This is a genomic window from Alcaligenes sp. GW821-FHT11D07 (assembly GCF_058808495.1).
On record NZ_JBXART010000002.1, the window covers coordinates 968,049 to 985,217 of the forward strand.

Sequence of the window (17,169 nt, forward strand, 5' to 3'; positions counted from 1 at the left end):
ATTCAGTCAGAGCGCCATTCCAGGGTCACCAATGTCCATTGGCTTAAGTACAATTCCATCATGAGCGAAATCACCCCTTCCTTTGTCCATTTGCGATCCCACTCGGAGTTCTCCGTGGTGGACGGTATCGCCCGTATTCCCGAAATGATCAAAAAAGCACAGGCCTATGGACAGCCTGCGCTGGCTTTGACGGATCTGTGCAACTTGTTCGGACAGATCAAGTTCTATACTGCGGCCCGTAAAGCCGGGTTGAAAGCCATTATGGGTTGCGACATCTGGCTGCAGAACGAGGAAGATCGTGAAAAACCGTCGCGCTTGCTTTTGCTGGTGCAAAACGAGGCGGGTTATTTAAGCCTGTGCGACATTTTGACCCGTGCCTGGTTGGGCAACCAATACAAGGGACGGGCCGAGGTACAACGCGCCTGGTTGAAAGAGTGCAGCGGTTTGATCGCCTTGTCGGGTGGCCGCATGGGTGATATAGGCCAAGCCTTGGCCGACGGCAACCTGGATTTGGCGCGAGACTGCGCGCGCCATTGGCAAGATTTGTTTCCCGGTGCGTTCTACGTTGAACTGCAACGCGCCGGTGCGGACGGGGATGAACTTTATGTGCAGGCTGCCATGCGCGTGGCCGCTGATCTGGATTTGCCTGTGGTGGCAACGCATCCGATCCAGTTTATTTCCCCAGATGATTTTCGCGCTCATGAAGTGCGTGTGTGTATTGCGGACGGCGAACAGCTGGCCAATCCCAAACGTACTAAGCGCTTTACGCCCGAGCAGTATTTCCTGAGCTCGGACGATATGCAGCAACGTTTCGCAGATGTACCTGCAGCCCTGGCCAATACGCTGGAAATTGCCAAGCGTTGCAACCTGGAAATGGAACTGGGTACGCCGTATTTGCCGGACTTCCCCACCCCTGAAGGCATGTCGCTGGGCGACTTCCTGATCCAGCAAGCCCAGGAAGGACTTGAAAAGCGTTTGTTGCAGTTGTATGCCGATCCGGAAGAGCGTGAAAAGCAGCGCCCCACCTACGAGGAGCGTCTGGCCTGGGAGTGCAACACCATTATTTCCATGGGTTTTCCCGGCTACTTCCTGATCGTGGCGGACTTTATCAACTGGGGTAAGCACAACGGCGTGCCGGTAGGGCCGGGCCGGGGCTCGGGTGCGGGCTCTTTGGTGGCCTACAGCATGGGCATTACCGATCTGGACCCCTTGCGTTATGACTTGCTGTTCGAACGTTTCCTGAACCCCGAGCGGGTTTCCATGCCTGACTTTGACGTGGACTTTTGCCAGGATAACCGCGAACGCGTTATTGATTACGTCAAACAAAAGTATGGCCGTCAGGCCGTGAGCCAAATTGCCACTTTTGGCACCTTGGGCGCAAAGGCCGTCGTGCGCGACGTGGGTCGCGTCCTGGAGTTGCCGTATAGCTTGTGCGATGGCTTGTCCAAGCTGATTCCTTTTAACCCCGCCGACCCCTGGACGCTGGAGCGTGCGCTGGCTGATGAGCCCGCGTTTCGCGAGCGTTATGAGAACGACGAGGAAGTAAAAGCGCTGATTGACCTGGCGCGTCCGCTAGAAGGCTTGACCCGCAGCGTAGGGATGCACGCCGGGGGCGTCTTGATTGCCCCCGGCAAGTTGATTGATTTTTGCCCCCTGTACGCACAGCCTGGCCCGGATGCCAACGCCGTGTCCCAGTATGACAAGGATGACGTGGAGGCTGCAGGCCTGGTCAAGTTTGACTTTCTGGGCCTGCGTAACTTGACGATTCTGGACTGGGCCGTGCGTTACGTGCGCCAGTTCAATGCGGACAAGCGCGACTTCGACATCATGGCTTTGCCTCTGGATGACGAGGCTTCCTACAAAATTTTGTGCGAAGGAAATACCACTGCGGTGTTCCAGCTGGAATCGCGTGGGATGAAGGAGCTGCTGCGCAGCCTGCGTCCGTCTACCTTTGAAGACATTATCGCTATGCTGGCCCTGTATCGCCCGGGGCCGCTGGAATCGGGCATGGTGGTGGACTTCGTGAACCGTAAGCACGGTAGAGCCGAAGTTGACTACTTCCACCCGGATTTGGAAAGCACGCTCAGCAGTACCTACGGGGTCATCGTCTATCAGGAACAGGTGATGCTGATCTCGCAGATTATCGGTGGCTACTCGCTGGGTGGCGCTGACTTGCTGCGTCGGGCAATGGGTAAGAAAAAACCCGAGGAAATGGCCAAGCACCGTGTCCTGTTCGAGGAAGGGGCGGTCAAGAAAGGGCACGATCCGGAGTTGGCGGTCAAGCTGTTTGACTTGATGGAGAAATTCGCAGGTTACGGCTTTAACAAGAGTCACTCGGCCGCTTATGCTCTGATTGCGTATCAAACGGCCTGGTTGAAAGCACACCACCCCGCCGAGTTCCTGGCCGCGACCTTGCTGTCCGATATGGACGATACCGACAAGGTACAGATTTTCTGGAAAGACGCGCTGGCCAATGGGGTGGAGGTCTTGCCACCCGATATCAATGCGTCCAACTATCGCTTTGAGCCTGTGCAGGACAGCTACACCGAAAAAGGTTTGCCACCGCGCACCATGCGCTTTGGCTTGGGGGCGGTGAAAGGCACGGGTCAGGCTGCGGTCGAGGCCATTGTGCAGGCCCGCAAAGAAGGTGGTCGTTATACCAGCTTGTTTGATTTCTGCCGCCGTGTGGATCGTCATCAGGTGAATAAGCGCACGATCGAAGCCCTGGTGCGTGCGGGAGCGTTTGATTCCATCGACGAGAACCGTGCAGCCCTGTTGGCCAGTATCGCTGCTGCCACTGAGGCGGCCGATCAGGCTGAGCGCAGTGCGAATCAGTGTTCTTTATTTGCAGACGACTCTAACGATATTGTGGAAGGCGAGGTCGCTAAGGTAGCGCCTTGGAGTCTGCAGGATCGTTTGCGTCAGGAAAAAACAGCGCTGGGGTTTTATTTCAGCGGCCACTTGTTTGATGCCTGGCGCGATGAAGTGCGTCGCTTTGCTCCTACGCCGCTGGCGCGTCTGGAAGCCTCGCGCAGTCCGCAGTGGTTTGCGGGGGTGCTGTCTGCGGTACGGGTGCGCATGACGCGTCGTGGCAAGATGCTGTACGCCATGCTCGATGATGGCTCAGCCCAGCTGGAAGTGGCGATCTTCAATGAGTTGTTTGAAGAGCATCGCCAGCGCCTGAAAGAAGATCATTTGGTCATCATCCAGGGCAAGGTCAGTAACGACGATTACACCGGCGGTCTGCGTATCAACGCTGATTCAATCTTTGATCTGCAACTGGCTCGTGAAGCCCGTGCCAGCTGCTTGAGCATCGGGTTGAACAATAATGCGGACGCCAAACGCTTGCAGACATTGCTGACGCCGTATCGTGCCGAGGAAGTAGGTGGTGTTCCCGTAGAAGTTCAGTTGCAGCGTCCGGACTATGAGTGCGTGGTGCAGTTGGGCCAGCAGTGGCGTGTGCGCCTGGCGGACTCCTTGCTGGAGCAGCTGGAAGAATGGGATGCCACACACGAGGTGGAGATCAGCTACCGATGAGGCCTTTGCGCATTCTGCACTCGGAAGCCGCTACCAGCTTTGGCGGTCAAGAAAACTACATTCTGCGTGCCATGCGCATTTTGCGTGAGCGTGGGCATCAGGTGGAGGCCGCGTGCCAGCCCCATGCTCAGCTCACCGAGCGGCTGCGCGACGAAGGGTTTACGGTTCACACTTTGTTGATGGACGGGCCGGCCAACTATATGCGTGGCGTACGTCAGTTACGCCGGGTATTGCGCCAGGGCCAGTTTGATGTGCTCAACAGCCATAGCCGCCGCGACACCATGCTGGCTGGCATGGCCGGGCGTCTGGCCGGAACGCCATTGATTGTGCGTACCCGTCACCTGGCTAAGAAAGTGGGCTCTTTAATGTCCTACACCATCGTGCCCAAGCGGGTGATTACGCCCAGCGACTACGTGCGTGAGCACATGATTGAACGCGGTGTAAAACCCGAGCATGTGCAGGTGGTGTATCCCTGTGTAGACCCTGCTGTGATTGATTCCGCGTCTGTTTTGGATTTGCGGGCGGAATTGGGTTTGGCTAACGATAGTGTGCTGGTGGGCTGTGTTGCCGTGCTGCGGCGCGAGAAAGGCCACCATGAGCTGATCGCTGCCATGCAGCCCTTGTTTGGCCGCTACCCGGATTTACATCTGGTTCTGGCCGGTGGCGGATCGCCCGGCTACGAGCAACTGCAGGCTTTGATCACGGAGCAGGGCTTGCAAGGCCGAGTTCATTTATTAGGTACGCGTTCGGATGTGCCCTCGATCCTGCGCAATCTGGACATCTTCGCTCTGGCAACGCATATGGAAGCCTCGGGAACGGTTTTTGTGGAGGCTGGCAGTGCGGGCATTCCTGTTGTAGGAAGCCGCGTGGGGGGTGTGCCTGAAATGATGCAGGAAGGGCGTAGTGGTTTTCTGGCTGATTTGCAGGACCCGCAGGCCTGGCGTGATGCGTTGGAGGAACTGATCCAGAGCCCGGAATTGCGTCATGAAATGGGAGCCGCGGGACGAGTTTTTTGCCGTAGCGACGAGCGCTTTACGCCCATTGCCATGGGCGATAGGCTGGAGGGCGCTTATTACCGTTGGTTAAAGGAGCTTCAGGGATGAAAGTGGCCAATACGGTGCCCGTCATGATGTACCACCATGTCACCCCTGAAGGGGGCATGATCAATGCCAGTCCCGAGCATTTCGAGCAGCATTTGCAGTGGTTAAAGAAGCATGGCTGGACAAGTCTGAACTGCGAGCAATTCGTGGCGCACTTGCAGGGACAGGGCGTCCCACCCAAGTCCGTACTGATTACCTTTGACGATGGCTATCTGGATAATTGGGTCTATGCCTATCCCTTGCTGAAAAAATACGGTTTCAACGCCGTTATTTTCTTGGTGACTGACTGGATTAAGGATGGTCCTGTCAGGCCGTATCTGGGGCAAGGCCAGGATGTGCCGGCGTGCCCGGAGCATCGCGAGTGTGAAGCTCGAATTGAACAAGGGCGCAGCGACGACGTTATTTTGCGCTGGAGTGAAATCCACGCCATGCAGGCTGATGGTGTGTTTGAGTTCCACAGCCACACACACACGCATACTCGTTGGGATCTGGGCGAGTTTCGCGACCAGAAAAACGAAAAAATGCGCTGGGAGCTGGAGCAGTCCCGTAAAACCTTGAAAGCCAATATGGGGACGGTATCGGATCAACTGTGCTGGCCACAGGGCTACTTTGATCCGGACTACGTGCAGATTGCTCAGCAAGCCGGTTTCCGTTACCTGTATACGACGCGCGCGTTTGGCTCTAATCAGCCCGGTACGGACCCACTGCATATTTATCGTTTTGCAGTGCGCGATACCACTGGTGTATCGGTAGGGCGCAGGCTTAAGGTGGCGGTACACCCGGTGATAGGTCCCATATTCAATAGGTGGAAAGCATGGCGCCGTCGGCAAAGACAGAAGTAGGCAATAGCGGGGCCAGCGGCTCGGGCAAACGTCTGTCTGTCATTTTGATTACCAAAAACGAGCAGGCTCATATACGGGCCTGCCTTGAGTCTGTCGCTTTTGCAGACGAGATCATCGTCGTGGATTCAGGCAGCACTGACGACACCGTGGAAATTGCGCGGTCAATGGGCGCGAAAGTGACCGTCACGCAGGACTGGCCAGGCTTTGGGCCGCAAAAGAACCGCGCTTTGGATCAAGCAAGCGGTGACTGGGTGCTGTCGATTGATGCTGATGAACGGCTGACACCAGAATTAGCCCAATTAATTCAGCAAGAAATTCAGCAGCCTCGTGGTACTGCTTTCCGGATGGCCCGCCTGTCGGAGTTTGCCGGGCGTTGGATGCGTCATAGTGGCTGGTGGCCGGATCTGGTTTTACGCTTGTTCAAGCGTGGAACAGCCCGGTTTAATGACGCCAAAGTGCATGAAAGTGTGCAGACTGATCAGCCCGTGCTGATTCTGGATGGCCACTTCCTGCATTACCCCTACGCTAGTCTTGAAGTGTTTATCGACAAGATCAACCGTTATTCCACTGATGCGGCGCGCCAAATGCAGGCCAAGGGCAAGACCACCAGCCTGCCGGGCATTGCTGCTCATGCCAGCTGGACCTTCGTGCGGCACTACGTCGTTAGACGCGGGTTTCTGGACGGGCCACAAGGTTTCATTCTGGCGTGTATGGCGGCTTCGGGCAGCTTGTTTCGATATAGTAAGCTCTGGTATTACACACGTCAGAAGTCTGATTAGCCCCTTATAATGCCGCCTATGATTCCGATTCTTATGTATCACCAAATCGGGGTGCCCGCTCCTAAAGGGTCACCGTATCGCGGTTTGACCGTGCACCCCACCGATTTCCGACGCCAGATGACCTGGCTGAAGCGTTTGGGCTATCGTGGTTTGTCGATGGCGCAGCTGATGCCGTATTTGCGGGGTGAAAAGCAGGGCAAGGTGATTGGAATCAGCTTTGATGACGGCTATCGCAATGTTTTTCAAAACGCCATGCCGGTGCTTGATGAGTTGGGCTTTACCGCCACCAATTACATCGTGGCCCGACATCTGGACGGCTCCAATTTCTGGGACCAACCTAAAGGTGTACCGCATTCTGGGCTGATGTCTCTGCCGGAACTGCGAGCCTGGGTCAATGCCGGTCACGAAGCGGGTTCACACACGCTGGACCATGTGCACCTGACGGATGTCTCCTCCGAAATTGCCCTTTATCAAATCGCGCAGTCCAAGACCGAGCTGCAGGACGCCCTGCAAGTTGAAGTCAACGCCTTCTGCTACCCCTATGGGGATCAAAATCAGGCGATTCGAGATTTGGTACGTCAGGCAGGTTACCTGAATGCCACCACCACAAACCGGGGGTTGGCTCGTTCGGACGATGATTTGTTTGATCTGCCCCGCGTCACGGTTGCGCGTTCCACCAATATTGTGCGCTTCTTGCAAAAGTGCGTGACACGCCTGGAAGACAAGCGCAGAACGGTTTCCCGCTCATGAGTTCAGACCAGCCCCACGACACCACATCCCCTCAGCGCTTGCGTATTGCTTTTGTCGTCGACCGTTTCGGCAACCGCTTTGGCGGTGCCGAGGCTTATGGCGTGGAGTTGATGCGTGAACTGTCCCAAAGGCACGAAATTACCGTTTTTGCCCGTGAGTACGACACTCGCTGTGATTTGAAGCTGGCCTATGTGCCTATCCGCCATTGGTCACACTGGCCAGGCTGGATACGTGGCATTTTGTTTGCCCGCCAGGCCGCTAAGGCCACTGCTCAAGGCTTTGACATTGTGCATTCGCACATGAACGGCTGGTGCGGTGATGTGGAAGTCGTGCACGTGACTCCCGTGCGTTTCAATTGGCGCGTGCGGCCTTTGCCGCTGCTCAAGAAACTGGGTTCGTATATCAGTCCGCGTGTATGGGGTTATTTGGGCTTGGAAAAACGACGCTTGCGTCCTGGCCCTCATGAGGTGGTTGCGGTGTCTGGCCTGATTGCTGAACAACTGCAGCAAGCCTACGGCAATGTGCATGAATATCCGGTTATTGCTCCCGGTGTGGCCTTGCCACAAGCCGATCATCAAGGTGAAGAGCGCGCCAAAGTGCGTGAGTCCTTGGGGTTGAGTGATACGCAGGTAGTGTGCCTGTTGGTCGCCCGTAATCCTTTACGTAAAGGCTTGAATACGGTGCTGGAAGCTTTGGCCAAACTACCCGAGCATTACCGCTTATTGGTGGTAGGCGGAAAGCCAGGGTTGCGGGACCAGATACGCCAGCAGCTGCAGGCGCTGAATATGCAGGACCGCGTTATTTTGCAAGGTGAGACCTCTGATGTTGAACCCTTTTATCGCGCTGCGGATATTTACGTACATCCCACGTTAAATGACAGCTTTGGCATGGCACCCTTGGAAGCCATGTCTTACGGCTTGCCAGTCGTTTTGAGCCCCAGCCCCTGGTGTGGCTTTGCTCAGTACGTGCAAGCTGGCTATCACGCTTTGCTCTTGTCTCATCCAGAAGATGCCCAAGAACTGGCTGACGCCATCGTCAAGATCAGCAAGGACCCAGCACTGACGCGCAATCTGTTGGAGAATTCGCGCGAGCTGCTGGTTCAATTCAGCTGGCCTGCGGTTGCCAGCCGCTATCAGGACCTTTATCAGAAAGTGTTGCAACGGCGCCAAGCTTGAGCCTGATTCCGGCGCTGTTTTCTCTTTTACTGATAGTAAAACGCTCAAATTTCTGTTCAGTTATTGTTCAGTTTACGCAATAGCGGATACACTCTGTGGCCTATCGCAGGCAGATGCTCGCCCTGAGCGTCTCCCATTTCTGGCGGCTGGCGGAGCATGATTTGAAGGTTCTGATCACTGATATTCACCACGGTAACGGTGGCGGACACGTAACTTACATTTTGGGCCTGCTGCGTGGCTTGGCCGGTCAATGCGAGTTCACTTTGGCCGCGCCGGCAAGCGGACGGCTCTATCGTGAAGCCTCCCAGCTAGCGGGTGTGCGGGTGTTGCCCGGCCTTTATACCGCTCGTATCGGAACAGCCTTGAGCGAGATCTGGCGCTTGCGCCGTTTTCTGCAGCAAGAAGCCTTTGATATCGTGCATTGCAATGGCAGCACTGATCATCGTCATGTCATGATCGCCTGCAAGACATTGGCCAAGCCCCCCGTCATTATCTGGACCAAACACAATACCAATCGTCTCCATAGTTTGGGCAACCGCTTGCGTGCCCGCTTTGGGACGAATCTGTGTATTGCTGTCAGCGATTACGTGGCGGGGCAATTAGCGAAATCAGATTACCGGCACTGCCGCGTCGAACGTATTTATCACGGCCTGGATCTGGACCACTACCGTCCCGTGTCACTTCAAGAGAAACAGGCAGCCCGTCGTGAGCTTTTTGGAGCGGACTTGCCGGACGACGCCTTGGTGCTGGGTTCGGTCGGGGGGACTGATCTGGAAAAAGGCTGGCTCCTGCTGGTCCAGGCAGTTGCCAGCCTTGAACCTGAGCTCAAACGGCGTATCCGGATTCTGGTGGCGGGTGATCCACCTGCCGCGGCCGTTTGTGAGCAGGTGCGAGCCCTGGGTTGCAGCAAGCAAGTCATTTTCCCCGGCCTGGTTAAAGACGTTCGCTCTGTGTTGGCTGCGTGTGATGTGGGCTTTGTGCTGTCTTACAAAGAGTCAGCCTCGTATGCCTGCTACGAATCCTTGGCGCTAGGTCTGCCTGTGCTGATTTCAGATGCCGGTGGTCTGCCGGAAAGCATCAGTAACCAAGAAGAGGGTTGGGTCGTGCCTTGCGGCGACGTGGCGGCGATTGAATATCATCTACGCGCCATGCTCTGCCAGCAGTACTGCCTGAAAACTGCCGGCGAACGGGCTAGGATGCGCGCAGAACAGAATTTTGACATGCGACGTTTTTCGCTCGATACCTATCAGGCTTATCTGAAGGCACGCGCACAGTCGTAAAGACCTAAAAAAGAGGCGTGCCGATTTTTGATCGGCACGCCTCTTTTTTATTCCTGGTTCAAGGTGCTGTCAGGGTTTCCAGTTCGCCCAGCCAGACCAAGGCATCTTCCCGCCTGTCCCCACACATTTCCAGCGACGCCTGTAAACCTGAACAACAGGCCGGCCGTTCTGGCTGACCAAAAATCCGGCAGCGCATTTGTTCATCTAACTGGATACAGGGCACACCCGCCGGTTTTCCGTCGGGCATGCCGGGTATGGGGCTGGAAATGGAGGGGGCAATGCAGCAGGCCCCGCATTCGGCACGGCAAATCATGCCCAGCCTCGGGACCAATACACTAAGATTCCCACGTATTCCTTGATGATGGAACGGCTGGACTGCAAAGCCATCAGGTTAGGCTTCCACATGGAGAAATCAGGGCTGTCAGGCACAGTGAGCTGGGGAGCGGCACCCGCAGCAATTACATTCACGCCTTGTTTGCGGAAAATGGCCATCGCGCGTGGCATATGCAGGGCAGACGTCACGAGCAAGACCTGCTTGGCCTGTTTCTCCTGCAACAACTGGGCGGTGTACTCACCGTTTTGCTGGGTGGTCAGGCTATTGTTTTCCATCACCGTAGCCGACGCAGGCACATCCAGATTTTTCAGGGTGTTGGCCATCATTTGGGCTTCACTGACCCCGCCATCCAGAGCTGCACCGGACAAAACGATGTAGGGTGCACGACCGGCTTTATAAAGATCCGCAGCACGTTCCACCCGCGCCGAGGTTTTCTGGGCGGTTTGCGGCAAGAACCAGTTGCTGCGGTTCTGCGCGGTGTGCCCACCCAGCACGACAATGGCGTCGCCCGGAGCAACTTGCTCCGCGGGTTGGTAGGGATACATTCGTTCCAGATATGCACCGGCATACAGGCTGGTGGCCGGCAGCGACCAGGCCGCAGTCCAGAGCAAACCTGCCAGAGCCAAGACCACGGCGGTCTTGCGTAGTCGCACGATGAACAACAGTACCGCCAGCAATAAGAGGGCGGCAAACAGATTCAGAGGGATGACCAGGCTGGTCAGGATGCTCGATAGACTCATGGGCGCTCCCGCTCTGACTCCAGCACGTTCACCACTTCATCCAGCGTAGGCCATTGGCCGTCACGTCCCAGGCAGATCGCCCTTGGTGACCAGGGGCCAGTGTCTTCAGGATTGGTGACGCCACATAAGGTCAGCTGCTGGGCCTTGATGGCCGCGGCGACATGTGAGACGCCAGAGTCATTGCAAATAACCCACTGGGCCTGCTGGCAAAGTCGTGCAAACGCACCCAGGGGCAGGGGCGGCAGACAACGTGCGCTGGGCGCATTGGTCAGGGCAGCCTCATGCTCGTTCGGGGGGGGGCACATAATGACGGTTTTGCCTTGGGCTTGCAGATGGCGGGTCAGTTGGTCGAAATAAGGCCAGACTTTGACGCGACCCTTGTGCAACCCTGTTGCGGTCGGGGCGATCAGAATGTAGTCACCGGGGCGCAAGGCAGCTTGGCGCAAACTATTGTCGCCTTCTTGCCGTTGCAGGGGGCTAAGCGTCAAATCCAGGGTGGCCGGGGCCTGTTCAGGGGCTGGGCCAAGATTCCACAGGTCCAGCGCCTGCTGAACAATATAGAACCAGGATTGCACCGCATGCAACTTGTTTTGGGGCTTATTTAAAGGCCAACGTAATAAAAGGCTACGGCCGTCGTCCCGATACCCGCAAGCGGGCAGGCCAGCCAGTTTGAAGCTGAGCGCACTGCTGAGCGAGTCCGGCAGCAAGACTCCATAGGCTTGGCGATGACCGTGCTGGCGACGGTAGCGTCGTATGGCCTTGGCGTCTTGGCGCCATTGGCTGGTCATGGGCACAAAGCCATGCAAGGGGTAGGCGGACAGCAGCTCGCGGGCCCAGGGGCGAGCACAAACAACCACTGGCAAGCCAGTGTCCAATAGAGCCTGTAAACACGGCAGGCTCATGCATACATCGCCTAGCCAGTTAGGCAATCGTAAATAAAGGGCAGAGGGATCAGACATGAACAGGACAACTAGGCTGAACGAACCAGAGCAAGGACGCTCGATTCAGGGAATGAGCGTTAGAATAAACACAATTAGATAGTATATAGGTGTCCTCGTTGTCCAACGCCATAGAAACCAAAATCAAGCCTGCTGGGCACGATCCCGTCAAATCCGATCTCTGGAAGCGCATTTACAGTCGTTTGCTGCCTTATTGGAAGGTTGCAGCGCTGGCGCTGTTGCTGGTTAGTATCTCCTCAGCCACCCAGCCCGTGCTGGCGGTGATCATGAAACCCCTGCTGGATGACGGCTTTACCGGTGCCAAGCCGCACTATATGTGGTCCATCCCCCTGGCGGTGATCGGGCTGATGTTTGTGCGCGGGGTAACCAGCTACGGCAGCTCGTATTTGTTTGCCTGGATCGCCAACAAAATGTTGCTGACTTTACGTGGTGACATGTTCTCTCGCCTCTTGGGTTTGTCGGATTCAGAGTTCAAGCAGGGGGATACAGGCCGTCTGCTCAATCGTTTTACGATTGACGCGGGCACTATGACCGGGGTCGCTACGGAAGTAGTGACCGTCGTGGTGCGTGAGACCCTGACCGTCATCGCTTTGCTGGGCGTGCTGCTGTATATGTCCTGGCAATTGACCGTGATCGTCTTTCTGGTCATGCCAGCCTCGGTCTTTGTGGCCAAGCTGGTATCGCGCCGCTTGCGCCGCATTAACCGCGATACCGTCAATATGAATGCCGAACTGACACGAGTGGTCAGCGAAGCCATTGATGCTCAGCGTGTCATCAAACTGTTTGACGGTTACGAGCGTGAAAACACTCGCTTTATGTATGTGAATGCGCGTTTGCGTCGCTTTGCCATGCGTGCCGCGTCTGCGGATGCCGCCTTGTCGCCCATTACGCAGTTGTTTGTGTCCATCGCGGTGGCCGGGGTTATCTTTGTAGCTCTGTACCAAGCCAATACAGGCACCCTGACGATCGGTAGCTTTGCTGCATTTATGGCGGCTCTGGGCCAGATTTTTGACCCGATCAAGCGTCTGACTAATATCACCGGCACGATGCAGCGCATGCTGGTTGCCGCTGAAAGTGTGTTCAAGCTGGTCGATCAGGACCCTGAGCCCGACACAGGCACCCGCGAATTTACCCAGCCAGTGCGCGGGCATATCGAGTTCGAATCCGTGCGTCATCGTTTCCCCGGAGCGCATCGTGACACGCTGTCGGATGTGAATTTTGCCGTGCAGCCAGGCCAGACAATTGCCTTGGTCGGCCGCTCGGGCAGCGGGAAAACGACGCTGGCCAATATGCTGCCGCGCTTTCTGCTTCCCAGCAGCGGCCAAGTCAGGGTGGATGGCATCCCCTTGCAGGATCTGACTTTACGCAGCTTGCGCAGCCAGATTTCTCTGGTCAGTCAGGACGTGGTTCTGTTCGAGGCCACTATCGGCCAGAACGTAGCGTATGGGGCTGGCGCTGATGTTCCCCCGGAGCGCATTTGGGAAGCTCTGGAAGCAGCCAATTTGCGCGAATTTGTAGAAGGCCTTCCTCAGGGCCTGGATACGATGGTGGGCGAAAATGCCAACTCGCTGTCGGGCGGGCAGCGTCAGCGTCTGGCTATTGCTCGTGCTCTGATCAAAAATGCACCGATTCTGATCCTGGACGAGGCGACTTCGGCATTGGATAACGAGTCCGAGCGCCAAGTTCAGCTTTCTTTGGAAACCCTGATGAAGGGGCGCAGTACCTTGGTGATTGCACACCGTTTGTCTACGGTACAAAATGCGGACCAGATTCTTGTGCTGGATGAGGGGCGCATCATCGAGCAAGGCCGCCATGAGGAATTGTTAGCCCGCAATGGCGTCTACGCCGGTTTTTACCAAATGCAGTTTCAGTTCAACGAATAAGCAGCCCAGCGCTGCACCACAAGGAACATCATGAAGAAAATCATTCTTGCGCTGGCTGGGCTGGCGGTATTGGCGGGATGTGCGAATCAGGGCGGAGAACTGCGAGAACAAGATGTACGTATTCCCAGCTACTACAAGACTGAGCGACGCATTAATGCTGATTTTGTGACAATTCAGCGCGCCTTGTTCAAGCACCAGGCGGAATGCGGTAAAGCGGCCACGTTCAAAATGGATGAACGCCAAGCCAGCTACGGCACTTTGCGTTACGAGTTGGCACCGGGCGCGGGTTGGGATAACTCCATTCTGGTTGACCTGACGTTGATGCAAAAAGGGTGGGTGGATGCCAAGGTGTACAGCTATCGCGCTGATGTAAAGCGTGAAATCAAAGAAATCTTTACCTCTATTCGTGCCCCTGGCGTGTGCAACCCAGACGAAGCGCCGAAAGAGGTGCTTCCCGAAGACGATTTCGTCCCAGTGGCGCCGCGGTAAGTGGTTTGAGCCGTGCCAGAAGTTTGTTCTATCTGGCGAACTTCAAGGCACTGCCCGACGGCTTGAATACCTTGACCCGCCTTTCTAGGCGGGTTTATTGGTTCTGAACCCTTTTCATTACTAGAGATCATTATGGATTTTGCTTTCACGCCCCAGCCCACACAGACAGAGACTGCCACAGCCACCCTCTATCTGATTTGCGGGAAAATTGCGGCGGGCAAATCCACTTTTGCCAAGCAGCTTGCTGAAAAAGCTCAGACCGTTCTGATTAGTGAAGATGTCTGGTTGGCCAACTTGTACCCCGGTCAGATCCAGTCTTTGGAAGACTATGCGCGTTGCTCGGCGCAACTGAGGGCCGCTATGGCGCCGCATATTGTTGCTCTATTGCAGGCAGGCATTTCGGTCGTACTGGATTTTCCGTCCAATACACTGGCTACTCGGGCTTGGGCGGGGGAGTTGATTGTGCAAGCGCATGCTGCTCATGAACTGCATTATCTAGATGTGTCGGACGAGATCTGCAAGGCTCGCCTACATGCACGTAATGCCGGTGGTGAGCATCCCTTTGAAACGACAGAAGCGCAATTTGATTTGTTCAGCCGCTATTTTGTCGCGCCTCAAGAGTCAGAGGGCTTTCAGATCATCCGTCACCCTATCAGTGAGTGACGGATGGTTTTGGCATTTACAGCAGAATAATGTCGTATTGTTCCTGGGAGTAGTGAGCATCTACTTCCAGGGAGATGGGCTTGCCAATAAAGTCGCCAGCTACGGCCAAGTGTTGGCTTTCCTCTTCCAGAAACAGGTCCACCACCTCTTGAGCCGCCAAAATGCGGAACTCTTTGGGGTTGAACTGTTTGGCTTCGCGCAGAATTTCCCGCAGGATTTCATAGCAAACCGTGCGGGCAGTACGGACCGAGCCGCGCGATTGGCAGGTCGGGCAGGTTTCGCATAACTGGTGGGCCAGCGAATCACGCGTGCGTTTGCGGGTCATCTCCACCAGGCCTAGCTGGCTGAAACCGTTGATCGTCACTCGAGTGCGATCTTTGGACAGAGCCTTTTGCAGTTCCTGCAGTACGGAATCCCGGTGGGTGGCATCATCCATATCAATAAAGTCCAGGATGATAATGCCGCCCAGGTTGCGCAGACGCAGCTGGCGGGCCAAGGCAATTGCCGCTTCCAAGTTCGTTTTGAAAATAGTGTCATCAAAATTGCGGCCGCCCACAAAGCCGCCGGTATTGACGTCTACCGTCGTCAAGGCTTCGGTCTGGTCAATAATCAAATAGCCACCAGACTTCAAATCCACCCGGCGAGACAAGGCTCGGCTAATTTCTTCATCCACATGGGCGGTGTCAAAGAGGGCGCGGCTACCTTTGTGATGGCTGATGCGTTCCAGCACGGATGGAGTATAGATTTGAGCCCATTCCTTCATCTCCTGGACGACAGTACGCGAATCCACAATGATGGACTGCGTATTGGGCGTGACCATGTCGCGCAAAACTCGCTGTGACAGGTTCAGGTCTGTATAGAGAACGGAGGGGGCGCCTTGCTCGCGTATCCGTTCTTGAATACGCGTCCACAGGGTGCGCAGGTATTGCTGGTCAGCGCTGATTTCTTCATCGCTTGCGCATTCAGCTTGAGTGCGCACGATAAAACCGCCTTTTTCGTCCTTGGGCATCAAACGGGTGACGCGTTCGCGCAGTTCTATACGGTCGGCATCCGAGCCAATGCGCTGGGACACACCAATATGGGGATCAAAGGGCAGATACACCAGCATCCGGCCGGCGATACTGATTTGCGTGGAAACGCGGGCGCCTTTTGTACCGAGAGGATCTTTGATCACCTGTACTAATAGGGACTGACCTTCAAACAAGAGCTTTTCAATGGGTGTGGTGGCACTGCCCTGGTTGCGCTCGGCGCGATTTTGCCGCAAATCAGCGACATGGATAAAAGCGGCGCGCTCCAGGCCGATATCGATAAATGCACTTTGCATGCCGGGCAGAACACGAGCCACCTTACCCAGATAGACGTTTCCCACATACCCGCGTTGGATGCTGCGCTCGATATGAATTTCCTGGACAGCACCTTGCTCGACCAGGGCAACACGGGTTTCAAAGGGAGTGACGTTAATCAGGATGTCTTCATGCATAGTAGTTTTCGCTTAGATTGCTGTTCTGGGCTAGTGTAGGGCCAAGTCTGTGAGGCTGCTATGCCTTTATGACTATATAGAGTGTTTAGGGCGGAACGGCAGGGCCCTAACTAGAAGGGGGAGGTAGCAGGTATTGTCAGTGCTTCTATATATAGAGCAGATGATGCGGCCACTTCCTGTCTACCTGTTCCGGGCGTCAGTTCGCTGTCCAGGTCTGGGGTCTCTATATAGAGAGGAGCTTTTACCGAGACCTGAATAAGTAGTGTGAGCAAGGTTTCGAGTAGCTGAAGGACTTCATCAGGGAGAGGGGAAGGCACTATCAGAGAAGGCGGACTGGTCGTTTTCTCAGGTAGCCGTGACAACAGTGACTGATCGACGGCTTGGACGGATGCAATAACAAGCTAAAAAACCTTCAGAACACCAGTCGTTCGGGCTCGGGGAAAGTCTCTGCTCCTACGACCGAAAAAAATTACTCAAGGGTATATCCCAGCTTTCCTTTATGATTCAAACGCTTAGGATGGAGTAGGGAAAAAAGTGCAAAATAATCTACGTTTTATCAGCGAATTTGCTTGCACATTCGAATTTCATCGTGCTATAGTTCTTTTCTCGCTGCAGCACACACAGGGTTTTCCCTCTAAGCGCTACAGCAAGCAGTCAGCAAGAGATCACCGCTTTGGCCAAAAGGCCCGCACCGATTTCCAGCCAGGCTGGCCAGGTAACTGGCAGGGCGCAAAACCCGGGGCTTGACAGATCAGAAAATTCTGTGTTAAAGTTCTAGGTTCTGCTCCAGAGAACGCAGCGTTAAGTTTTTAAGTGTTGAAAAACAGTTTTGAAAATTTAACCTTGTTTGTGAAGTTGGATGGTTAGCCTCACGGTTGATTGTTCATCAGGTTGATCGGAACGAAAGTTCTGGTGCAAGCGGGACGAGTTAGTCGGTTTTAAAAACTTTCTAGCTTCTTCAAAAAAACGCTTGACACACTGCCTGATCTGCTTCATAATCTCGTTTCTCTGCTGCTAACACAGCGAGGCACGAAGCGCTCAGCGCAACGAGCCAGCCGGGTTAGTCAGTGGAACGACAGGTAACTGTCACTGCTCTTTAACAATTAACAGCCGATAAGTGTGGGCGCTTGGAATGAGCGAGTCGAACCCTTCGGGGAT

14 protein-coding genes are annotated in these 17,169 nt (G+C 55.3%); 10 read left to right on the plus strand and 4 right to left on the minus strand.

What is annotated here, in order from left to right; genetic code table 11:
- Positions 1-60 precede the first annotated feature (60 nt).
- The 7 genes from dnaE to AC1RSM_RS13020 all read left to right on the plus strand — a co-directional run bounded on the left by dnaE (position 61) and on the right by AC1RSM_RS13020 (position 9,463).
- Positions 61-3,537 carry a DNA polymerase III subunit alpha gene (gene dnaE, locus AC1RSM_RS12990; protein WP_492932950.1) on the plus strand — a complete coding sequence of 1,159 codons (3,477 nt, stop codon included), beginning with the start codon at positions 61-63 and terminating at the stop codon, positions 3,535-3,537.
- The gene (locus AC1RSM_RS12995) at positions 3,534-4,640 is read left to right on the plus strand and encodes a glycosyltransferase family 4 protein (RefSeq protein ID WP_492932951.1); all 1,107 of its coding nucleotides are present in this window, start codon (positions 3,534-3,536) and stop codon (positions 4,638-4,640) included. Before dnaE ends, AC1RSM_RS12995 begins: the two co-directional genes overlap by 4 nt.
- Entirely contained in the window at positions 4,637-5,479 is an 843-nt protein-coding gene (locus tag AC1RSM_RS13000; protein WP_492932952.1) for a polysaccharide deacetylase family protein, read from the plus strand. The genes AC1RSM_RS12995 and AC1RSM_RS13000 overlap by 4 nt, the downstream gene beginning before the upstream one ends.
- Positions 5,452-6,258 (plus strand): glycosyltransferase family 2 protein, encoded by an 807-nt coding sequence (locus tag AC1RSM_RS13005; protein WP_492932953.1) that lies wholly within the window; start codon positions 5,452-5,454, stop codon positions 6,256-6,258. The genes AC1RSM_RS13000 and AC1RSM_RS13005 overlap by 28 nt, the downstream gene beginning before the upstream one ends.
- Before the next feature lie 33 nt (positions 6,259-6,291).
- Positions 6,292-7,008, plus strand: coding sequence for a polysaccharide deacetylase family protein (locus AC1RSM_RS13010; protein WP_492932954.1), 717 nt, complete (start codon positions 6,292-6,294; stop codon positions 7,006-7,008).
- Positions 7,005-8,183, plus strand: coding sequence for a glycosyltransferase family 4 protein (locus AC1RSM_RS13015; RefSeq protein ID WP_492932955.1), 1,179 nt, complete (start codon positions 7,005-7,007; stop codon positions 8,181-8,183). Before AC1RSM_RS13010 ends, AC1RSM_RS13015 begins: the two co-directional genes overlap by 4 nt.
- Before the next feature lie 95 nt (positions 8,184-8,278).
- Positions 8,279-9,463 (plus strand): glycosyltransferase, encoded by a 1,185-nt coding sequence (locus AC1RSM_RS13020; protein WP_492932956.1) that lies wholly within the window; start codon positions 8,279-8,281, stop codon positions 9,461-9,463.
- A gap of 58 nt (positions 9,464-9,521) precedes the next feature.
- Here AC1RSM_RS13020 and AC1RSM_RS13025 read toward each other — a convergent pair whose 3' ends face one another.
- From AC1RSM_RS13025 to AC1RSM_RS13035, 3 genes are read right to left on the minus strand one after another with little or no spacing between them, the layout of a single operon-like run.
- Positions 9,522-9,776: a YkgJ family cysteine cluster protein gene (locus AC1RSM_RS13025; protein WP_492932957.1), complete on the minus strand. Its 255-nt coding sequence runs from the start codon at positions 9,774-9,776 to the stop codon at positions 9,522-9,524.
- A complete protein-coding gene (locus AC1RSM_RS13030) occupies positions 9,773-10,537 on the minus strand; it encodes a YdcF family protein (RefSeq protein ID WP_492932958.1) in 765 nt (254 codons plus the stop codon). The genes AC1RSM_RS13025 and AC1RSM_RS13030 overlap by 4 nt, the downstream gene beginning before the upstream one ends.
- Positions 10,534-11,439, minus strand: a complete 906-nt coding sequence (locus tag AC1RSM_RS13035; protein WP_492932959.1) for a glycosyltransferase family 9 protein — start codon at positions 11,437-11,439, stop codon at positions 10,534-10,536. Before AC1RSM_RS13035 ends, AC1RSM_RS13030 begins: the two co-directional genes overlap by 4 nt.
- A gap of 146 nt (positions 11,440-11,585) precedes the next feature.
- Here AC1RSM_RS13035 and msbA point away from each other — a divergent pair, with 146 nt between their 5' ends.
- The 3 genes from msbA to AC1RSM_RS13050 all read left to right on the plus strand — a co-directional run bounded on the left by msbA (position 11,586) and on the right by AC1RSM_RS13050 (position 14,531).
- Positions 11,586-13,379, plus strand: a complete 1,794-nt coding sequence (msbA, locus tag AC1RSM_RS13040; protein WP_492932960.1) for a lipid A export permease/ATP-binding protein MsbA — start codon at positions 11,586-11,588, stop codon at positions 13,377-13,379.
- A gap of 30 nt (positions 13,380-13,409) precedes the next feature.
- The gene (locus tag AC1RSM_RS13045) at positions 13,410-13,868 is read left to right on the plus strand and encodes a hypothetical protein (protein ID WP_492932961.1); all 459 of its coding nucleotides are present in this window, start codon (positions 13,410-13,412) and stop codon (positions 13,866-13,868) included.
- 132 nt (positions 13,869-14,000) lie between these two features.
- Positions 14,001-14,531, plus strand: a complete 531-nt coding sequence (locus tag AC1RSM_RS13050; protein ID WP_492932962.1) for a P-loop nucleotide/nucleoside kinase family protein — start codon at positions 14,001-14,003, stop codon at positions 14,529-14,531.
- 16 nt (positions 14,532-14,547) lie between these two features.
- On the opposite strand, the gene rng is transcribed toward AC1RSM_RS13050, so the two are convergent.
- Positions 14,548-16,011 carry a ribonuclease G gene (rng, locus tag AC1RSM_RS13055; protein ID WP_492932963.1) on the minus strand — a complete coding sequence of 488 codons (1,464 nt, stop codon included), beginning with the start codon at positions 16,009-16,011 and terminating at the stop codon, positions 14,548-14,550.
- Positions 16,012-17,169 lie beyond the last annotated feature (1,158 nt).